The sequence below is a fragment of the Streptomyces sp. NBC_00193 genome (assembly GCF_026342735.1).
In the GTDB taxonomy this organism is placed as follows: domain Bacteria; phylum Actinomycetota; class Actinomycetes; order Streptomycetales; family Streptomycetaceae; genus Streptomyces; species Streptomyces stoeckheimensis.
In genome coordinates, this window is record NZ_JAPEMM010000001.1 from 3,058,000 (window position 1) to 3,071,649 (window position 13,650).

15 protein-coding genes are annotated in these 13,650 nt (G+C 73.0%); 10 read left to right on the forward strand and 5 right to left on the reverse strand.

Annotated elements, in window-relative coordinates; all coding sequences use genetic code 11:
• The first annotated feature begins 6 nt into the window (after positions 1–6).
• Positions 7–975: a folate-binding protein YgfZ gene (locus OG898_RS13560; protein ID WP_250744593.1), complete on the forward strand. Its 969-nt coding sequence runs from the start codon at positions 7–9 to the stop codon at positions 973–975.
• Between the two features lie 9 nt (positions 976–984).
• Here OG898_RS13560 and dtd read toward each other — a convergent pair whose 3' ends face one another.
• Both dtd and OG898_RS13570 read right to left on the reverse strand, forming a co-directional pair.
• Positions 985–1,410, reverse strand: a complete 426-nt coding sequence (gene dtd / locus OG898_RS13565; RefSeq protein WP_250744592.1) for a D-aminoacyl-tRNA deacylase — start codon at positions 1,408–1,410, stop codon at positions 985–987.
• Positions 1,411–1,439: 29 nt separating this feature from the next.
• The gene (locus OG898_RS13570) at positions 1,440–2,180 is read right to left on the reverse strand and encodes a hypothetical protein (RefSeq protein WP_266956986.1); all 741 of its coding nucleotides are present in this window, start codon (positions 2,178–2,180) and stop codon (positions 1,440–1,442) included.
• 843 nt (positions 2,181–3,023) lie between these two features.
• Between OG898_RS13570 and OG898_RS13575 the strand changes: the two genes are divergently transcribed.
• The 7 genes from OG898_RS13575 (at position 3,024) to OG898_RS13605 (ending at position 7,969) form a co-directional block, all read left to right on the forward strand.
• Positions 3,024–3,602, forward strand: coding sequence for a hypothetical protein (locus OG898_RS13575; RefSeq protein ID WP_250744591.1), 579 nt, complete (start codon positions 3,024–3,026; stop codon positions 3,600–3,602).
• A gap of 80 nt (positions 3,603–3,682) precedes the next feature.
• Positions 3,683–4,927 (forward strand): GNAT family N-acetyltransferase, encoded by a 1,245-nt coding sequence (locus OG898_RS13580; protein ID WP_250744590.1) that lies wholly within the window; start codon positions 3,683–3,685, stop codon positions 4,925–4,927.
• Between the two features lie 63 nt (positions 4,928–4,990).
• Complete coding sequence (locus OG898_RS13585) at positions 4,991–5,752, forward strand: putative protein N(5)-glutamine methyltransferase (RefSeq protein ID WP_250744589.1); 762 nt, start codon at positions 4,991–4,993, stop codon at positions 5,750–5,752.
• Between the two features lie 37 nt (positions 5,753–5,789).
• Positions 5,790–6,386: a hypothetical protein gene (locus OG898_RS13590; protein WP_266956988.1), complete on the forward strand. Its 597-nt coding sequence runs from the start codon at positions 5,790–5,792 to the stop codon at positions 6,384–6,386.
• A gap of 62 nt (positions 6,387–6,448) precedes the next feature.
• The gene (locus tag OG898_RS13595; protein ID WP_250744587.1) at positions 6,449–6,883 is read left to right on the forward strand and encodes a helix-turn-helix domain-containing protein; all 435 of its coding nucleotides are present in this window, start codon (positions 6,449–6,451) and stop codon (positions 6,881–6,883) included.
• A gap of 47 nt (positions 6,884–6,930) precedes the next feature.
• Entirely contained in the window at positions 6,931–7,500 is a 570-nt protein-coding gene (locus OG898_RS13600) for a hypothetical protein (RefSeq protein WP_250744586.1), read from the forward strand.
• A gap of 124 nt (positions 7,501–7,624) precedes the next feature.
• Positions 7,625–7,969 carry a DUF2516 family protein gene (locus OG898_RS13605; protein WP_266956991.1) on the forward strand — a complete coding sequence of 115 codons (345 nt, stop codon included), beginning with the start codon at positions 7,625–7,627 and terminating at the stop codon, positions 7,967–7,969.
• 56 nt (positions 7,970–8,025) lie between these two features.
• Here OG898_RS13605 and OG898_RS13610 read toward each other — a convergent pair whose 3' ends face one another.
• The 3 genes from OG898_RS13610 to OG898_RS13620 all read right to left on the reverse strand — a co-directional run bounded on the left by OG898_RS13610 (position 8,026) and on the right by OG898_RS13620 (position 11,565).
• Positions 8,026–9,279, reverse strand: a complete 1,254-nt coding sequence (locus OG898_RS13610; RefSeq protein ID WP_266956993.1) for a PP2C family protein-serine/threonine phosphatase — start codon at positions 9,277–9,279, stop codon at positions 8,026–8,028.
• A 275-nt stretch (positions 9,280–9,554) separates the two neighbouring features.
• On the reverse strand, positions 9,555–10,604 hold the full coding sequence (locus OG898_RS13615; RefSeq protein WP_250744583.1) for a C40 family peptidase: 1,050 nt from the start codon (positions 10,602–10,604) through the stop codon (positions 9,555–9,557).
• Positions 10,605–10,755: 151 nt separating this feature from the next.
• Positions 10,756–11,565 (reverse strand): class I SAM-dependent methyltransferase, encoded by an 810-nt coding sequence (locus tag OG898_RS13620; RefSeq protein ID WP_250744582.1) that lies wholly within the window; start codon positions 11,563–11,565, stop codon positions 10,756–10,758.
• Between the two features lie 249 nt (positions 11,566–11,814).
• On the opposite strand from OG898_RS13620, the gene mshA reads away from it, so the two are divergent.
• Both mshA and OG898_RS13630 read left to right on the forward strand, forming a co-directional pair.
• Positions 11,815–13,116, forward strand: coding sequence for a D-inositol-3-phosphate glycosyltransferase (gene mshA, locus OG898_RS13625; protein WP_266960230.1), 1,302 nt, complete (start codon positions 11,815–11,817; stop codon positions 13,114–13,116).
• Positions 13,109–13,645, forward strand: a complete 537-nt coding sequence (locus OG898_RS13630) for a YbjN domain-containing protein (RefSeq protein ID WP_266956996.1) — start codon at positions 13,109–13,111, stop codon at positions 13,643–13,645. The genes mshA and OG898_RS13630 overlap by 8 nt, the downstream gene beginning before the upstream one ends.
• The last annotated feature ends 5 nt before the right edge of the window (positions 13,646–13,650 follow it).

Below are 13,650 nucleotides of genomic sequence, written 5' to 3' on the forward strand. Positions count from 1 at the left end.
GGTGGCATGACCAGCAGCCCCTTGCTCCATCTCCCCGGCGCCGTGCAGGCCGAAGGCCGCGACGAGGGCGTCGCCGCCCACTACGGAGAGCTGTACGGAGAACAGCGCGCACTCGCCGACGGCCGAGGCTTCGTGGACCTCTCCCACCGCGGGGTCGTCACCGTCACCGGCTCGGACCGGCTGAGCTGGCTGCACCTGCTGATCACTCAGCACGTCACCGCGCTCCCGGCCGGCGAGGCCACCGAGGCGCTGATCCTCACCGCGAACGGCCACATCGAGCACGCGCTCTACCTCGTGGACGACGGCGAGACGACGTGGATGCACGTCGAGCCCGGCACCCAGGAAGCGCTGATCGCCTACCTGGAGTCGATGAAGTTCTTCTACCGGGTGGAAGTCGCCGACCGGACCGCCGAGTTCGCCGTCGTGCACCTGCCGGCCGGCTCCATCGCCGAGGTCGCCAAGGAACTCGCCGTACGGGAGACCCCGTACGGCCGCGACGTGTTCCTGCCGCGCGGCGACCTGGAGGCCTTCGCCGCCTCGCACGGCCCGGCCGCCGGGCTCCTCGCCTACGAGGCCCTGCGCGTCGAGGCGCACCGGCCGCGGCTCGGCCTGGAGACCGACCACCGCACCATCCCGCACGAGCTCGGCTGGATCGGCACCGCCGTGCACCTGCAGAAGGGCTGCTACCGCGGCCAGGAGACGGTGGCCCGCGTCCACAACCTGGGGAAGCCGCCGCGCCGCCTGGTCTTCCTGCACCTGGACGGCTCCGACGTGCTGCTCCCGGCCCACGGCACGCCCGTACGGCTCGCCGCGGACGGGGAGGAGGGCCGCCAGCTCGGCTTCGTGACCACCTCGGTCCGCCACCACGAGCTGGGCCCGATCGCGCTCGCGCTGGTCAAGCGGAACGTCCCGGTGGACGCCCCGTTGCTGGTGGGCAAGACGGCCGCCGCGCAGGAGGTCGTCGTAGCGCCGTAGGCGGACCCGCTAGATGTCGATGACGATGGTGAACGGGCCGTGGTTGGTCAGTGAGACCCGCATGTCCGCGCCGAACCGGCCCGTCTCCACCGTCGCACCCAACGCCCGCAGCTGCGCCACGACCTCGTCCACGAGCGGCTCGGCGAAGGCGCCGCCGGCGGCCGCGTTCCACGTGGGGCGGCGGCCCTTGCGGGCATCTCCGTAGAGGGTGAACTGCGAGATCACCAGCAGCGGCGCGTTCACGTCGCTGCAGGACTTCTCGGCCTCCAGGATCCGCACCGACCAGAGCTTGCGCGCCAGCAACTCCGCCTTCTCCGGGGTGTCGTCGTGGGTCACCCCCACCAGGACGCACAGCCCCTCCCCGACGATCTCCCCGACGGTCTCGCCGGCCACCACGACGCTCGCGCCGTCCACCCTCTGCACCACTGCTCGCATACCACCTGTGTACCAGGCGTGCACCGGTGCTATCGATGCGGGCCGATATCGGCCCCATCGCTGCCCACCGGCATGGCCGGTCGTCTCCCCGAACGGTCTTGGGGGACGGGGAACAGCGCGAGTTGGTCGCTTCGGTCCCGGCAGGTCTTGTCACCCGGGTCGGGTGTGCCTGTGGTCCTGGGCGGGCTCGCGGTCCCTCGCGCCCTCGGTACGAGAGCGGTCTGGCCGGTAGCTCTCCGCGCGACGATCCTCTGGTCGCGTGCGGTCACACCTGGCCGACGCCGGATCCCGTGTCCGAGGGCGCGTCTGCCGATCGCCACTGCCGCCGCATGGTGGCCGGTGGCGATCGCGGTCTTCGATTGCCGCTGGAGCGGCTGCTTCCAGTGTTGGGCTCCCCAGCGGGAGGTGTAGGCGGGGTCGACGGCGACGACGACGAGTCCGGCGTGGTGGGCCATGCCGGCCAGCCGGTCGCGGAAGCGTGCCGTGGGCAAGCCCGCAACCGTGCGCCGGAACGTCTTTCCGCGTTTGCCGCGGCCCATCGTCTCGCGGCCGGTGGCGCGGGCGTCGGCGAAGCCGAGGTTCTCGATGGCCAGGCCGGCGCAGCCGTGGTGGCGGGCGAGGCGGATGAGTTCGCTGATGGCCTGCCGGAGGTGTCCGTCGCGCCGGGAGGTGGGGCCGGTCAGGTCGGTGGGGATGGTGATCGGTGGGCCGACGGGGTTGCCGTGGACGTCGACGACGCAGGCGGCGAGGTGGCCGGCATTGAGGTCCACCGCCAGCAGCCGTGCGCCGGTTGCCGCCAGTCCGGCCGGCGTGGGGAGGACCGCTGTCGGGGTGGACCAGGAAGCGTCGAGATACCAGCGCCCCCGTACCGGGTCGCAGACGATGTCGTAGCGGACGGAACGGTTGGCGGTGATCCGGTCCAGCCACTCGTCCCGGCGGTGGCTGAGGTGACGGTGCAGGCGAGCCGGTACCGGCCTCGGGGAGTGTTGGCCCGGTGCCTGAGTGGTTCGGGCAGGACGATTGCGACGGTGCCATCCGAAGGCTCGACGGTGATCGTGTAGTTGCCGTACGGCGCACCCGACTCGGACACCATCCCGATCCGCACCCGCTCGGCCAGATCGGCACGGGCGTGCCCGCCGAGGTGATCGCCCACGATCCGCAAGACCTCGGCATCGCACGTGGACAGGCGCAGCCGGTCCCGGATGCGCGCACCCGCGGGCGCCGACACGGTGAAGGGATCGGCCGCAGTGGGCCGCGGATGCCTGTGCTTCGGCTTCCCTCCGACGCGCCTCCGCCGCCCGCGTGCCATAGGCCGCCTCTCCCCGTCACCGACACCAGCACGGATGTTCCTCACTGAGACTGGCGTCTCGGTGTATGTGCGGGCGGCCCGTATCTTTCCCCTTCACCCATACGAGGTATCCGGTGGACGGCGACGGCTGACAAGCGAATCAGTTGGGCCGTCCGGGGCCGATCGGGTGGAGTGGGACTGCGTCGGTACCGTGCGGAGTGGCACGATGCACGCAGGCGGTGCCCCCAGCACCGGTCGAGGGGACGGACACGAACGCATGAATACTTCTGGTACCTCCGCACCTGCTTCTGCGCCCATCGGACCCATGGGATCCGGGGCGGCCGTCGCCCCCGTGGGCTCCGTGGCGTCCGCCGAGACCCCGGCGCCACGTCCGCCCGCGCAGCGGACCGGGGCCGCGGACGCGCCGGCGACGGCGACCACCGCGCTCGGCCTGCCGGAGCTGCGCGGGCTGCGCCGCGACGCGCAGCGCGACGAGGCCGACCTGAGCTACGTACGGCGCCTGCTCCAGGGCCGCATCGACATCCTGCGCGCCGAGCTCGCCCGGCGTACGGATCCCGAGGCGCCGGTGGTGGACCGGCTTTCGGAGATCCTCGCGGACGCCCCCTCCAGCCGCAGCGCCTCCGCCCGGCACGTCACGCTCGGCACCCCGCACGGGGAGGAGTACCGGCTGCTGGCGGCCGAGATGCTCTCCGACGTCGAGCTGTCGGACCTGGGAGCGCGCACGGACGAGGAACTCCACGAGGGCATGGGCAAGTTGGTGCGCTACGAGCAGCAGGTCTCGCGCCGCCGCCAGCAGCTCCAGCGCACGGCCGACGACTGCAGCGCGGAGATCACCCGGCGCTACCGGGAGGGCGAAGCCCAGGTGGACGACCTGCTGGCCTGAGCGGGCCGGGCGGCGCCGGGCGGCGTGCGCGGGAAAATCCGGGCGACGGGGGCGGGCCGGTCCGATTAGCGTGGGTCGCTATGAGCGCTGACGTCCGGCAGATCGCCGCATCCGAACTTCCCGTGTGGCTGCGTGCCCAGCAGACCGGTTTCCTGAACGCGGCGCACCCCACCGCGGAGGATCAGGCACAGCTGGAGGGGTACGTCGACTGCGCCCGGACCCAGGGCGCGTTCGACGCGGACACCGGCCGGTGCGTGGCGACCTTCCGGTCGTTCCCGCAGGAACTGACCGTGCCCGGCGGGGCGTTCGTCCCGTCGAGCGCCGTCACGAACGTGACCGTGGCGCCCACGCACCGCAGGCAGGGTCTGCTGACCCGGATGATGGCGGCCGAGCTGGCCGCCGCCCAGGCGCGCGGCGACGTGGTGTCGACGCTGATCGCCGCCGAGTACCCGATCTACGGACGCTACGGGTACGGGCCGGCCACCTCCGTCTCGGAATGGGAGATCGACGTACCGCGCACCGGACTCGACCCGCGCGCCGCCGTCCCCGGTGACGGCGGGAGGATCGACCTCGTGGAGGAGGCCGAGGTGCGGGAGCTGGGCCCGGCCCTGCACGAGCGGCTGCGGGCGGCCCGGCCCGGCGCGGTGAGCCGCGACGCCCGTTGGTGGCGGACGACCACGGGCGCGGAAACGATGTCCCACAACCCGTACACGCCGTCCTTCCACGCGGTGTACCGGACGGCGGACGGTGAGGTGGCCGGCCTGGTCCGGTACACCGCCGACGACCACTGGACCGATGCCAAGGTGCCGCAGAACACCGTGCAGGTCCGGCAGTTGCTCGCCCTCACCCCGGCGGCGGAGCGGGCGCTGTGGCGGTTCCTGTGCTCCATCGACTGGGTGGTGAAGGTCCGCACCGGCTACCGCGCCCCCGACGACCTCGTCGCCCGGCTGCTGCCCGACCCGCGCGCCGCCCGGACGGTGACCTCGGCGGACTGGCTGTGGGTGCGGCTGCTGGACGTCGTACGGGCACTCGGCGCGCGGACCTACGCCGTGCCCGGGGTGCTCGTCCTGGAGGTCGTCGACAAGACCGGGCCCGCGGGCGGACGTTACCGGCTGGACGCGGGTGCGGGGGAGTGCGTACGCACGGAGGAGCCGGCCGATCTGCGCCTGGACGCGGGCACGCTCGCGTCGCTGTACCTGGGCGACGAGTCGGCGGTGCGGCTGGCGGCGCTCGGCGCGATCACGGAGGAGCGCCCCGGGGCGCTCGCGCTCGCGGACGCGGTGTTCCGCACGGCGCGCCGGCCGTGGTGCCCGGACATCTTCTGAGCGGCCGACCCGGACACCGGCGACCGGAACGCCGAATTGGAAACACGAGGACCGAGGTAGGTAGTGGCGACACTGGTGGAGGCCCTGCGCGCGGCCGGCTGCGTCTTCGCGGAGGAGGAGGCGGAGCTGCTGACCGCCGCCGCCGAGGACGCGGGGCACCTGGAGGGGCTGCTGGCCCGGCGGGTGGCGGGCGAACCGCTGGAACACGTCGTCGGCTGGGCGGAGTTCTGCGGGCTGCGCATGGCCGTCGGCGAGGGGGCCTTCGTGCCGCGCCGGCGCAGTGAGTTCCTCGCGCAGGAGGCGGTGGCGGCGGCCCGGCCCGGCGCGGTGGTCGTGGACCTGTGCTGCGGGGTGGGTGCGCTGGGCGCGGCCGTGGCCGCGCAGGTGCCGGGGGCCGAACTGCACGCGGCGGACATCGACCCGGTCGCGCTCGCCTACGCCCGGCGCAACCTGGCCCCGTACGGCGGCCGGGTCTGGGAGGGCGACCTCTACGCACCCCTGCCCGCCGGGCTGCGGGGCCGGGTGGACGTCCTGGTGGTCAACGCCCCGTACGTCCCGACCGGGGAGATCGGCCTGCTGCCGCCGGAGGCCCGCGACCACGAGCCGCCCGTCTCCCTGGACGGCGGAGCGGACGGCCTGGACGTCCACCGCCGGGTCGCCGCGGGCGCCCCGCCCTGGCTCGCACCGGGCGGTACCCTGCTGATCGAAACGAGCGCCCGCCAGTCCCCGGTCACGGCCTCGGCCCTGACGGCGGCGGGCTTGTCGGTCCGGGCGGTGACCTCGGAGGAGTACTACGCGACGGTGATCATCGCGACGGCGCCGTAGCCGGGGTTCCGGTCCTGCCACTTCACGCCGAGGGGTCATGTCGATCACGGAGTACCAGCAGAAGCTGCGCGAGCGCTATCTCGCCGCGCCCGTCGTGCGGGCCCCGGAGCCGTGGCAGCCGGTGCTGGACCGCCGGACTCCCGTCGGAGGCCTGCTCGGCATCGGCTTCGCCGTCCATCCCGACAGCGGGCACGACCTCGTCATGGTCGTGTCGAACGACGGCCACGGACTGTTCGACGCGGTCACCGGCGAGAAGATCGCCCGCGACCGGGATCCCGACCCCGACACCAGCACCCCCGATGCGTCGCCGGACCTCGCCTGCCCCGGCTTCGGCCCGATCGAGGGCACCCGGGTCCACATCGCCGGGCTCTTCGGCGGCGGCCTGCACAGCACCACACCGGATGCGTGGACCCTGGACGTCGTCCACCCCGACTGGCCCCACGACCGCGTGATCCTCTCCGTCGACGGCGGGGCGCACGAGGGACCGCCGGGAGGGACGTGGTGGCACGTCTTCCACTCCCGGTACTCGCAATTCCGCGCCGCCGGCTTCTCCCCCTCCGGCCTGACCCTGGCGGTCGCCACCAGCAGCGACCTCACCCTCTGGGTGCGGCCGGGGCTCCACGCCGGCGACTGAGGACGGGAGTTATTGCAAGCAGGCTGCTTGCAATAGTTAGCAAGGTGCGGCAGGATCGGGTCATGGCATCGCTCAACGTCGGGAATCTCGGCGAGTACCTGCGCGAGCAACGGCGGCAGGCGCAGCTTTCGCTGCGGCAGCTGGCCGATGCGGCGGGGGTGTCGAATCCGTACCTCAGTCAGATCGAACGCGGGCTGCGCAAGCCGAGCGCGGACATCCTGCAGCAGCTCGCCAAGGCGCTGCGGATCTCCGCCGAGACGCTGTACGTGCAGGCCGGAATCCTGGACGAGCGGGACCGGGACGCCGTGGAGACGAGGGCCGCGATCCTCGCCGATCCGACCATCAGCGAGCAGCAGAAGCAGGTGCTGCTGCAGATCTACGCCTCCTTCCGCAAGGAGAACGCCGCCGAGGCGCAGGCCAAGGCGGAAGCCGAGGCCGAGGCGGGAGCGGACGCCGCCGACGGCGGTGGTGGCGATGCCGAGACGAGTACGCACTGAGCACGCACTGAGCACGAACTGAGACTGTGATCCGGGAGGACCACCACATGGCCATCGCCGATGACCTGAAGAAGACCCTCACCGACCCGACCCCCCTCTACTTCGCCGCCGGCACCGCCGACCTCGCCGTGCAGCAGGCCAAGAAGGTGCCCGGGCTGATCGAGCAGCTGCGCGCCGAGGCCCCCGCGCGCATCGAGGCCGTGAAGAACACCGACCCGAAGGCCGTGCAGGAGAAGGCCAAGGGCAAGGCCAAGGAGGCGCAGGAGGCGGTCACCGCCACCGTCGCCGAGGTGCTCGGTGCGATCGACGCGAAGAAGATCGGGGAGACCGCCCAGGACCTGGCGCTGCGCGGGGTCGGCGTGGCCGCCGAGTACGCGGTCAAGGCCAAGGAGGCCTACGACAAGGTCGCCGAGCACGGTGAGCAGACCGTACGGGCGTGGCGCGGCGAGGTCTCCGAGGAGATCGTCGACATCGCCGTGGTCGTGGAGCCGGAGGCTGCCGAGCCGGTGGCTGCCGAGCCGGTGGCGGAGCCCGCCGCCGAGCCCGCGCCGAAGAAGGCTCCCGCGCGCAAGGCCGCGGCCAAGAAGGCCGCCGCAGAGCCGGCCGACGAGAGCTGATTTCCGCGTGACGGGCCGGGCACCCGCGGGGCGTCCGGTCCGTTGTGGTTTGGGAAAGGGGCTCTGCCGGTAGCGTGGAGGCAGGCGGCATCCGGCGAGCGAGGCGTGAGAAGGCGGTCAGGCGATGTTGATGAACGGGTTCGATCAGGGAGTGCTCCCGTTGCTCGGGTACGCCATGCTCGCTCTCGCCGTGGTGGCCTTCGTGCTGGCGCTGACCGCGCGCGAGGACGCGTACCGGGCGGCGGGCAAGCAGACCAAGACCTTCTGGCTGGTCATCCTCGGCATCACCGTGGTCGTGGACTTCTTCCTCGGGATGCTCTTCCTGCAGATCGCCGGGCTGGTCGCCAGCATCGTGTTCTTCGTCGACGTGCGCCCCGCACTCAAGCAGGTCTCGGGCGGCGGCGGTGGCCGGCGCGGTGGCGGCAGCAGCAGCGACGGGCCGTACGGGCCCTACAACGGCGGACGGTAGGGCGCAGGCCCAGGCGGCCGTGGTCGGGGCCGCAGTCGGGCCGCGGTACCGCCCCGTCAGCCTTCGGCGCGGGAGAGCAGGACGACGGCGACGTCGTCCGTCAGCTCCCCGCCGTTGAGGCGGCGGGCTTCGGTCACGGAGGCTTCGAGCAAGCCTTCGCCGCTCAGCCCGTCGGCCAGGTGGCGGTTGATCATCTCGACCATGCCGTCCTGCCCCAGCCGCTCCTTGCCCTGACCGATCTTGCCCTCGATCAGGCCGTCGGTGTAGAGCATCAGGCTCCACGTGCCGCCCAGCTCCACCTGGCGGCGCGGCCAGCGGGCCCGGGGCAGCAGGCCGAGCGCCGGGCCGCTGTTCTCGTACGGGAGCAGTCGCGCGGGGCGGCCCGGCCGGGAGATCAGCGGTGCCGGATGGCCCGCCAGGCACAGGCCCGCGCGCCGGCCGTCCGGGGCGATGTCCACCGTGCAGAGCGTCGCGAAGATCTCCTCGCAGGGGCGCTCGACCTCGAGGACCTCCTGGAGGGTTGCGAGCAGGTCGTCGCCGCACAGGCCGGCCAGGGTCAGCGCCCGCCAGGCGATGCGCAGCTCGACGCCGAGGGCGGCCTCGTCGGGGCCGTGGCCGCAGACGTCGCCGATCATCGCGTGGACGGTGCCGTCGGGGGTGCGCACGGTGTCGTAGAAGTCCCCGCCGAGCAGCGCGCGGCTGCGGCCGGGGCGGTAGCGGGCGGCGAAGCGGAGGTCGGAACCCTCCAGGAGCGGGTGCGGGAGCAGCCCGCGCTCCAGCCGGGCGTTCTCCTGGGCCCGCAGTTTCGATTCTGCAAGCTTGTACTGGGCGATGTCCGCCCGTTTTCTCTCCACCGCGTAGCGGATGGCACGGCTCAGCAGCCGCCCGTCGAGCTCGTCGCGGAACAGGAAGTCCTGGGCCCCCACGCGTACGGCCTCCGCGGCGCGCTCCGCGTCGTCCTCGGCGGTGAGCACGAGCACGGCGTGCCGCGGGGCGATGCGCAGTACCTGGCGCAGCGCGCCGAACGGATCGGCGGCGGCATCCCCGGAGCCGGACCCGGCACCGGGTCCGTGCGGGAGCGCGAGGTCGAGCAGGACGCAGTTCACGTCCGGGGTGAGCAGCCGGGCCGCCTCCGTGAGGTTGCGGGCGCTGCGCAGCCGGATGCGGTGGCCGTCGGCGTCGAGGATCTCGGGGACGGTGAGGCCGCCGGCGGGGTCGTCCTCGATCACCAGCAGGGTGAGCGACGACGTGGCGCCCGGGCCGCTCTCGGTGCCCGGGATGTCCCTCTGCCGCGGTACGGGTACGGGCATCGTCTCCGGTTCCTTCCCGCCCCCTCGGGGGTTCGCTCGTCCGGCGACCCTAGCCGCGGGACGAGGGAAGCGGAATGGCGGGTCCGGTGCGGGGCTCCGGCATATGCCGTTATCGGGTGGGAAAGTCCGCGTCGACGAATGACCAACGTCACGGCGCGGGGGTACGGCGTCCCGCCCACCGAGACGTACCGCCGTCGAGTGCGGGCCGTCCCGCAGGACGGGCGGTCACGGTGAGCGAGCCACCGCTCCGCATGCGGTGGCCATCCGGCCGGCTGCTACGCGTCCGGCCGGACCACGGCCTTGATCGGCATGGAGCCCGCGCCCGCCATGGTGACGTTGCGGCCGGGGCGGGGGGCGTGGATCATCGCGCCGCCCCCGACGTACATCCCGACGTGGCTCGCGTCGTCGAAGTAGATGATCAGGTCGCCCGGCCGCATGTCCTTGACCGCGACCTTCGGCAGCCGCAGCTGCTCCTGCGAGGTGCGCGGGATCCGCTTGCCCGCCGCGAGCCAGGCCTGCGAGGTCAGCCCGGAGCAGTCGAACGAACCGGGTCCCTCCGCGCCCCACACGTACGGCTTCCCCATCTGGGCGGTCGCGAACTGCACGGCCCGCGTGCCCGCGTCGGTGGCCGCGGCGCCCGTGGAGCCGGTCATCCCGCCATTGGACAGCCAGTCGTTCTGCGCCTTGCGCTGCGCTTCGGCTTCGAGCTCCAGCAGCCGGGCCTTCTGCTCGGCCTCCAGCTTGCTCTCGAGCTCCTCCGCGGCCTTGATCTTCTCCTCGACCTGCTTCTTCGCGGCCTCCTGCTTGACCCGGTTGGCCTCCAGGGTCTCCCAGTGCGCGCTCGCGTCCCGCGCGTACTGCTGCAAGTCGGTCTGCGTGCGGTTCAGTTCGGAGAGCAGGTCCGAGGTGGCCTTCTCGCCCTGGCGCAGCCGGTCGTTGCCGTCCAGGAACTGCGTCGGGTCGTTGCTCAGGGCCAGTTGCGCGCCGGGCGGCAGCCCGCCCGAGCGGTACTGGGCGCGGGCGGCGGCGCCCGCGCGGCCCTTCAGGGCGGTGATGCGGTCCTGGCCCGCGAGGACCAGGTTGGCGATCTCCACGATCTTGTCGGACTGCGTCTTGGTCTCGCTCTCGGCGAGGTTGAAGGCGTCCGTGGCCGTGCCGGCTTCGCGGTAGAGGCCCTCTATTTCCTTGCGGACCTGCTCCAGGGACTTGCCCTGCTGGGGCTCCGGCGCCGCGAACGCGGTGCCGGCCAGTGCGCCGGGCGCGGACAGCAGCGCCATCGCGCAGAGCAGAGTGAGGGCGATCGAACCCCGTCGTCGTTTCCTCATGGTCCCCCCAGACACCGGATTGATTAATCGTCAGTAACTTGTGATTGCCTTCGGGATGGTGCCATGAGTCGGTGAATTCCAACACCCTTGTGGATATCCATCCGATGCGTCCCGATCGCCCCCGCGGCCCCCCTGACCCCGGCGGCAACCGTCACCCCGAAGGCCTCAACGCTTCCCACCGCACCGTGAGTTCCCCCTGACGCCACCGCACCGGCCCGTCCGCCAGCGGCCAGTCGCCCGCCAGCGCCCGCGCCGTCCGGATCCAGCGCTGCCGTGCACCGTAGGAGGCGTACGGGGCCGCCGCCGCCCACGCCCGGTCGAAGTCGCGCAGGAACGCGTGCACCGGCTCGCCCGGCACGTTGCGGTGGATCAGCGCCTTCGGCAGCCGCTCCGCCAGGTCGGAGGGGCGCTCCAGGGAGCCCAGGCGGGTCGCGAAGGTCACCGTGCGCGCCCCTTCGGGCCCGAGCGCGACCCACACGTGCCGCCGCCCGATCTCGTCGCAGGTCCCCTCCACCAGCAGCCCGTCGGGAGCCAGCCGGGAACACAGTCGTTCCCACACCGCCTCGACCTGCTCCTCGTCGTACTGGCGCAGCACGTTCGCCGCCCGGATCAGCGCCGGCCGCACCCCGCCGTCCAGCGGCACCTCGAAGCCGCCGTGCCGGAAGCTCAGGCCCTCCCGCTCGTACGGCTTGGCGCCCGCCACCCGGGCCGGTTCGATCTCGATGCCGACCACCCGCACCCGCGGGGCCGCCTCCCGCAGCCGTGCCAGCAGCTCCACCGCGGTCCAGGGCGCGGCCCCGTAGCCGAGGTCCACCGCGACCGGCTCGTCCGCGCGCCGCAGCGCCGCCCCGTGCGTCGCCGCGATCCAGCGGTCCATGCGGCGCAGGCGGTTCGGGTTCGTCGTCCCGCGGGTCACCGTGCCGACGGGGCGACGAGGGGGAGGGGTGGAGCGGGAAGCCATGTGCAGAGAGTAAGCGGAGCGCTCCCGCGCGATAAAAATCCGGCACGGGGGCAGGAAAACCGCCCGTCCCGGAATGCGCGGGACGGCCGTTCGGGTTGCACTCCTAGAAGAGCGCGACAGCGCTCTCCGCGTCATGCCGTCCGAGCGAGAGGAACTGCTCCCTTGAGCCAGTACGTGTCCCGCATCGGCGGCAGCATCGGCGGCCGGTTCGCCGCGGCCCGCTCCGGCACCCGCCACGAGCCGCCCCGCCTGCGCCTGCCCGCGGCCGTCGGCGGTCACCGCAAGCCGCGCCGGGTCGCCATGCTCAGCGTGCACACCTCACCGCTGCACCAGCCCGGCACCGGCGACGCCGGCGGGATGAACGTCTACATCGTCGAGCTGGCCCGGCGCCTCGCCGCGATCAACATCGAGGTCGAGATCTTCACCCGGGCCACCACCAGCGGCCTGCCGCCCGTGGTCGAGCTCGCGCCCGGAGTCCTCGTACGGCACGTGGACGCGGGCCCGTACGAGGGCCTCGCCAAGGAGGAGCTGCCGGCCCAGCTGTGCGCCTTCACCCACGGCGTCATGCAGGCCTGGGCCGGCCACCGCCCCGGCTACTACGACCTGGTCCACTCCCATTACTGGCTCTCCGGCCACGTCGGCTGGCTCGCCGCCGAGCGCTGGGGCGTCCCGCTCGTGCACGCGATGCACACCATGGCCAAGGTCAAGAACGCGGCGCTCGCCGAGGGCGACACCCCCGAGCCCGCCGCCCGCGTCATCGGCGAGACGCAGATCGTCGACGCCGCCGACCGGCTCATCGCGAACACCGCCGAGGAGGCCGACGAGCTCGTCCGCCACTACGCGGCCGACCCCGGCAAGGTGGCCGTCGTCCACCCCGGCGTGAACCTCGAACGCTTCACCGTCGCCGACGGCCGCGCCGCCGCCCGCGCCCGCCTCGGGCTGCCGCAGGACGCCGTCATCCCGCTCTTCGCGGGCCGCATCCAGCCGCTCAAGGCCCCCGACATCCTGCTGCGGGCCGTGGCGGAGCTGGTGGACCGCGAACCGCAGCTGCGCGCCCGGCTGTTCGTGCCCGTCGTCGGCGGGCCGAGCGGCAGCGGGCTCGCGAAGCCGGAGGGTCTGCAGAAGCTCGCGGCCAAGCTCGGCATCGCCGACCTCGTGCACTTCCACCCGCCGGTGGCGCAGGACGCGCTCGCGGACTGGTTCCGGGCGGCGTCCGTGCTGGTCATGCCCTCGTACAACGAGTCCTTCGGGCTGGTCGCCATAGAGGCGCAGGCCACCGGCACTCCGGTGCTGGCCGCGGCCGTCGGCGGGCTGCCCGTCGCCGTCAACGACGGGGTGACGGGCATCCTCGTACCCGGCCACGATCCGGTGGACTACGCCCGTCAGCTACGGCGCTTCGTGGACGAGCCGGGGCTGTCGGACCGGATGGGCGCGGCGGCCGCGCGGCACGCGCAGTTCTTCGGCTGGGACACCGCCGCGAGCGGCACGGCCGACGTGTACACGGGGGCGATGCACGATCACCGCCGTCACGTACGCTCCCACCATGGCTGACGCTGACATCCGCGGGATCATCGAAGCGACGCTGACCGGCGCGGAACTGAGCTGGGAGAGCCCGTCACCGGGCTCGTACGTGGTCCAGCTCCCCGGCACCCGCAAGCTGAGCACCACCTGCTCGCTCAAGGCCGGGAAGCACTCCCTGTCGGTCAACGCCTTCGTGATCCGCCACCCGGACGAGAACGAGGCCGGCGTCCACCGGTGGCTGCTGGAGCGCAACCTCAAGCTCTACGGCATGGCCTACGCGGTCGACGCGCTCGGCGACGTCTACCTGACGGCCCGCCTCCCCCTGTCGGTGATCACCCCCGACGACCTCGACCGGCTGCTCGGCACGGTCCTGGAGGCGGCCGACGGGGCCTTCAACACCCTGCTGGAGCTGGGTTTCGCGAGCGCGATCCGGCGGGAGTACGAGTGGCGGGTCTCGCGGGGCGAGTCCACGCGCAACCTGGACGCCTTCAAGAACCTGACGCAGCCGTCGGGCGCGGCGGGGGCGGGGGCGGCGGGGGCGGCCGCGCAGCCGGAGTAGGCGGG

What these genes read in the sequence shown, in the direction of transcription:
- OG898_RS13560 (WP_250744593.1), top strand. Translation starts at nt 7, where the DNA reads ATGACCAGCAGCCCCTTGCTCCATCTCCCCGGCGCCGTGCAGGCCGAA.
- OG898_RS13590 (WP_266956988.1), top strand. Translation starts at nt 5,790, where the DNA reads ATGTCGATCACGGAGTACCAGCAGAAGCTGCGCGAGCGCTATCTCGCC.
- OG898_RS13575 (WP_250744591.1), top strand. Translation starts at nt 3,024, where the DNA reads ATGGGATCCGGGGCGGCCGTCGCCCCCGTGGGCTCCGTGGCGTCCGCC.
- OG898_RS13630 (WP_266956996.1), top strand. Translation starts at nt 13,109, where the DNA reads ATGGCTGACGCTGACATCCGCGGGATCATCGAAGCGACGCTGACCGGC.
- OG898_RS13620 (WP_250744582.1), bottom strand. Translation starts at nt 11,565, where the DNA reads ATGGCTTCCCGCTCCACCCCTCCCCCTCGTCGCCCCGTCGGCACGGTG.
- dtd (WP_250744592.1), bottom strand. Translation starts at nt 1,410, where the DNA reads ATGCGAGCAGTGGTGCAGAGGGTGGACGGCGCGAGCGTCGTGGTGGCC.
- OG898_RS13580 (WP_250744590.1), top strand. Translation starts at nt 3,683, where the DNA reads ATGAGCGCTGACGTCCGGCAGATCGCCGCATCCGAACTTCCCGTGTGG.
- OG898_RS13605 (WP_266956991.1), top strand. Translation starts at nt 7,625, where the DNA reads ATGTTGATGAACGGGTTCGATCAGGGAGTGCTCCCGTTGCTCGGGTAC.
- OG898_RS13600 (WP_250744586.1), top strand. Translation starts at nt 6,931, where the DNA reads ATGGCCATCGCCGATGACCTGAAGAAGACCCTCACCGACCCGACCCCC.
- OG898_RS13595 (WP_250744587.1), top strand. Translation starts at nt 6,449, where the DNA reads ATGGCATCGCTCAACGTCGGGAATCTCGGCGAGTACCTGCGCGAGCAA.
- OG898_RS13615 (WP_250744583.1), bottom strand. Translation starts at nt 10,604, where the DNA reads ATGAGGAAACGACGACGGGGTTCGATCGCCCTCACTCTGCTCTGCGCG.
- OG898_RS13610 (WP_266956993.1), bottom strand. Translation starts at nt 9,279, where the DNA reads ATGCCCGTACCCGTACCGCGGCAGAGGGACATCCCGGGCACCGAGAGC.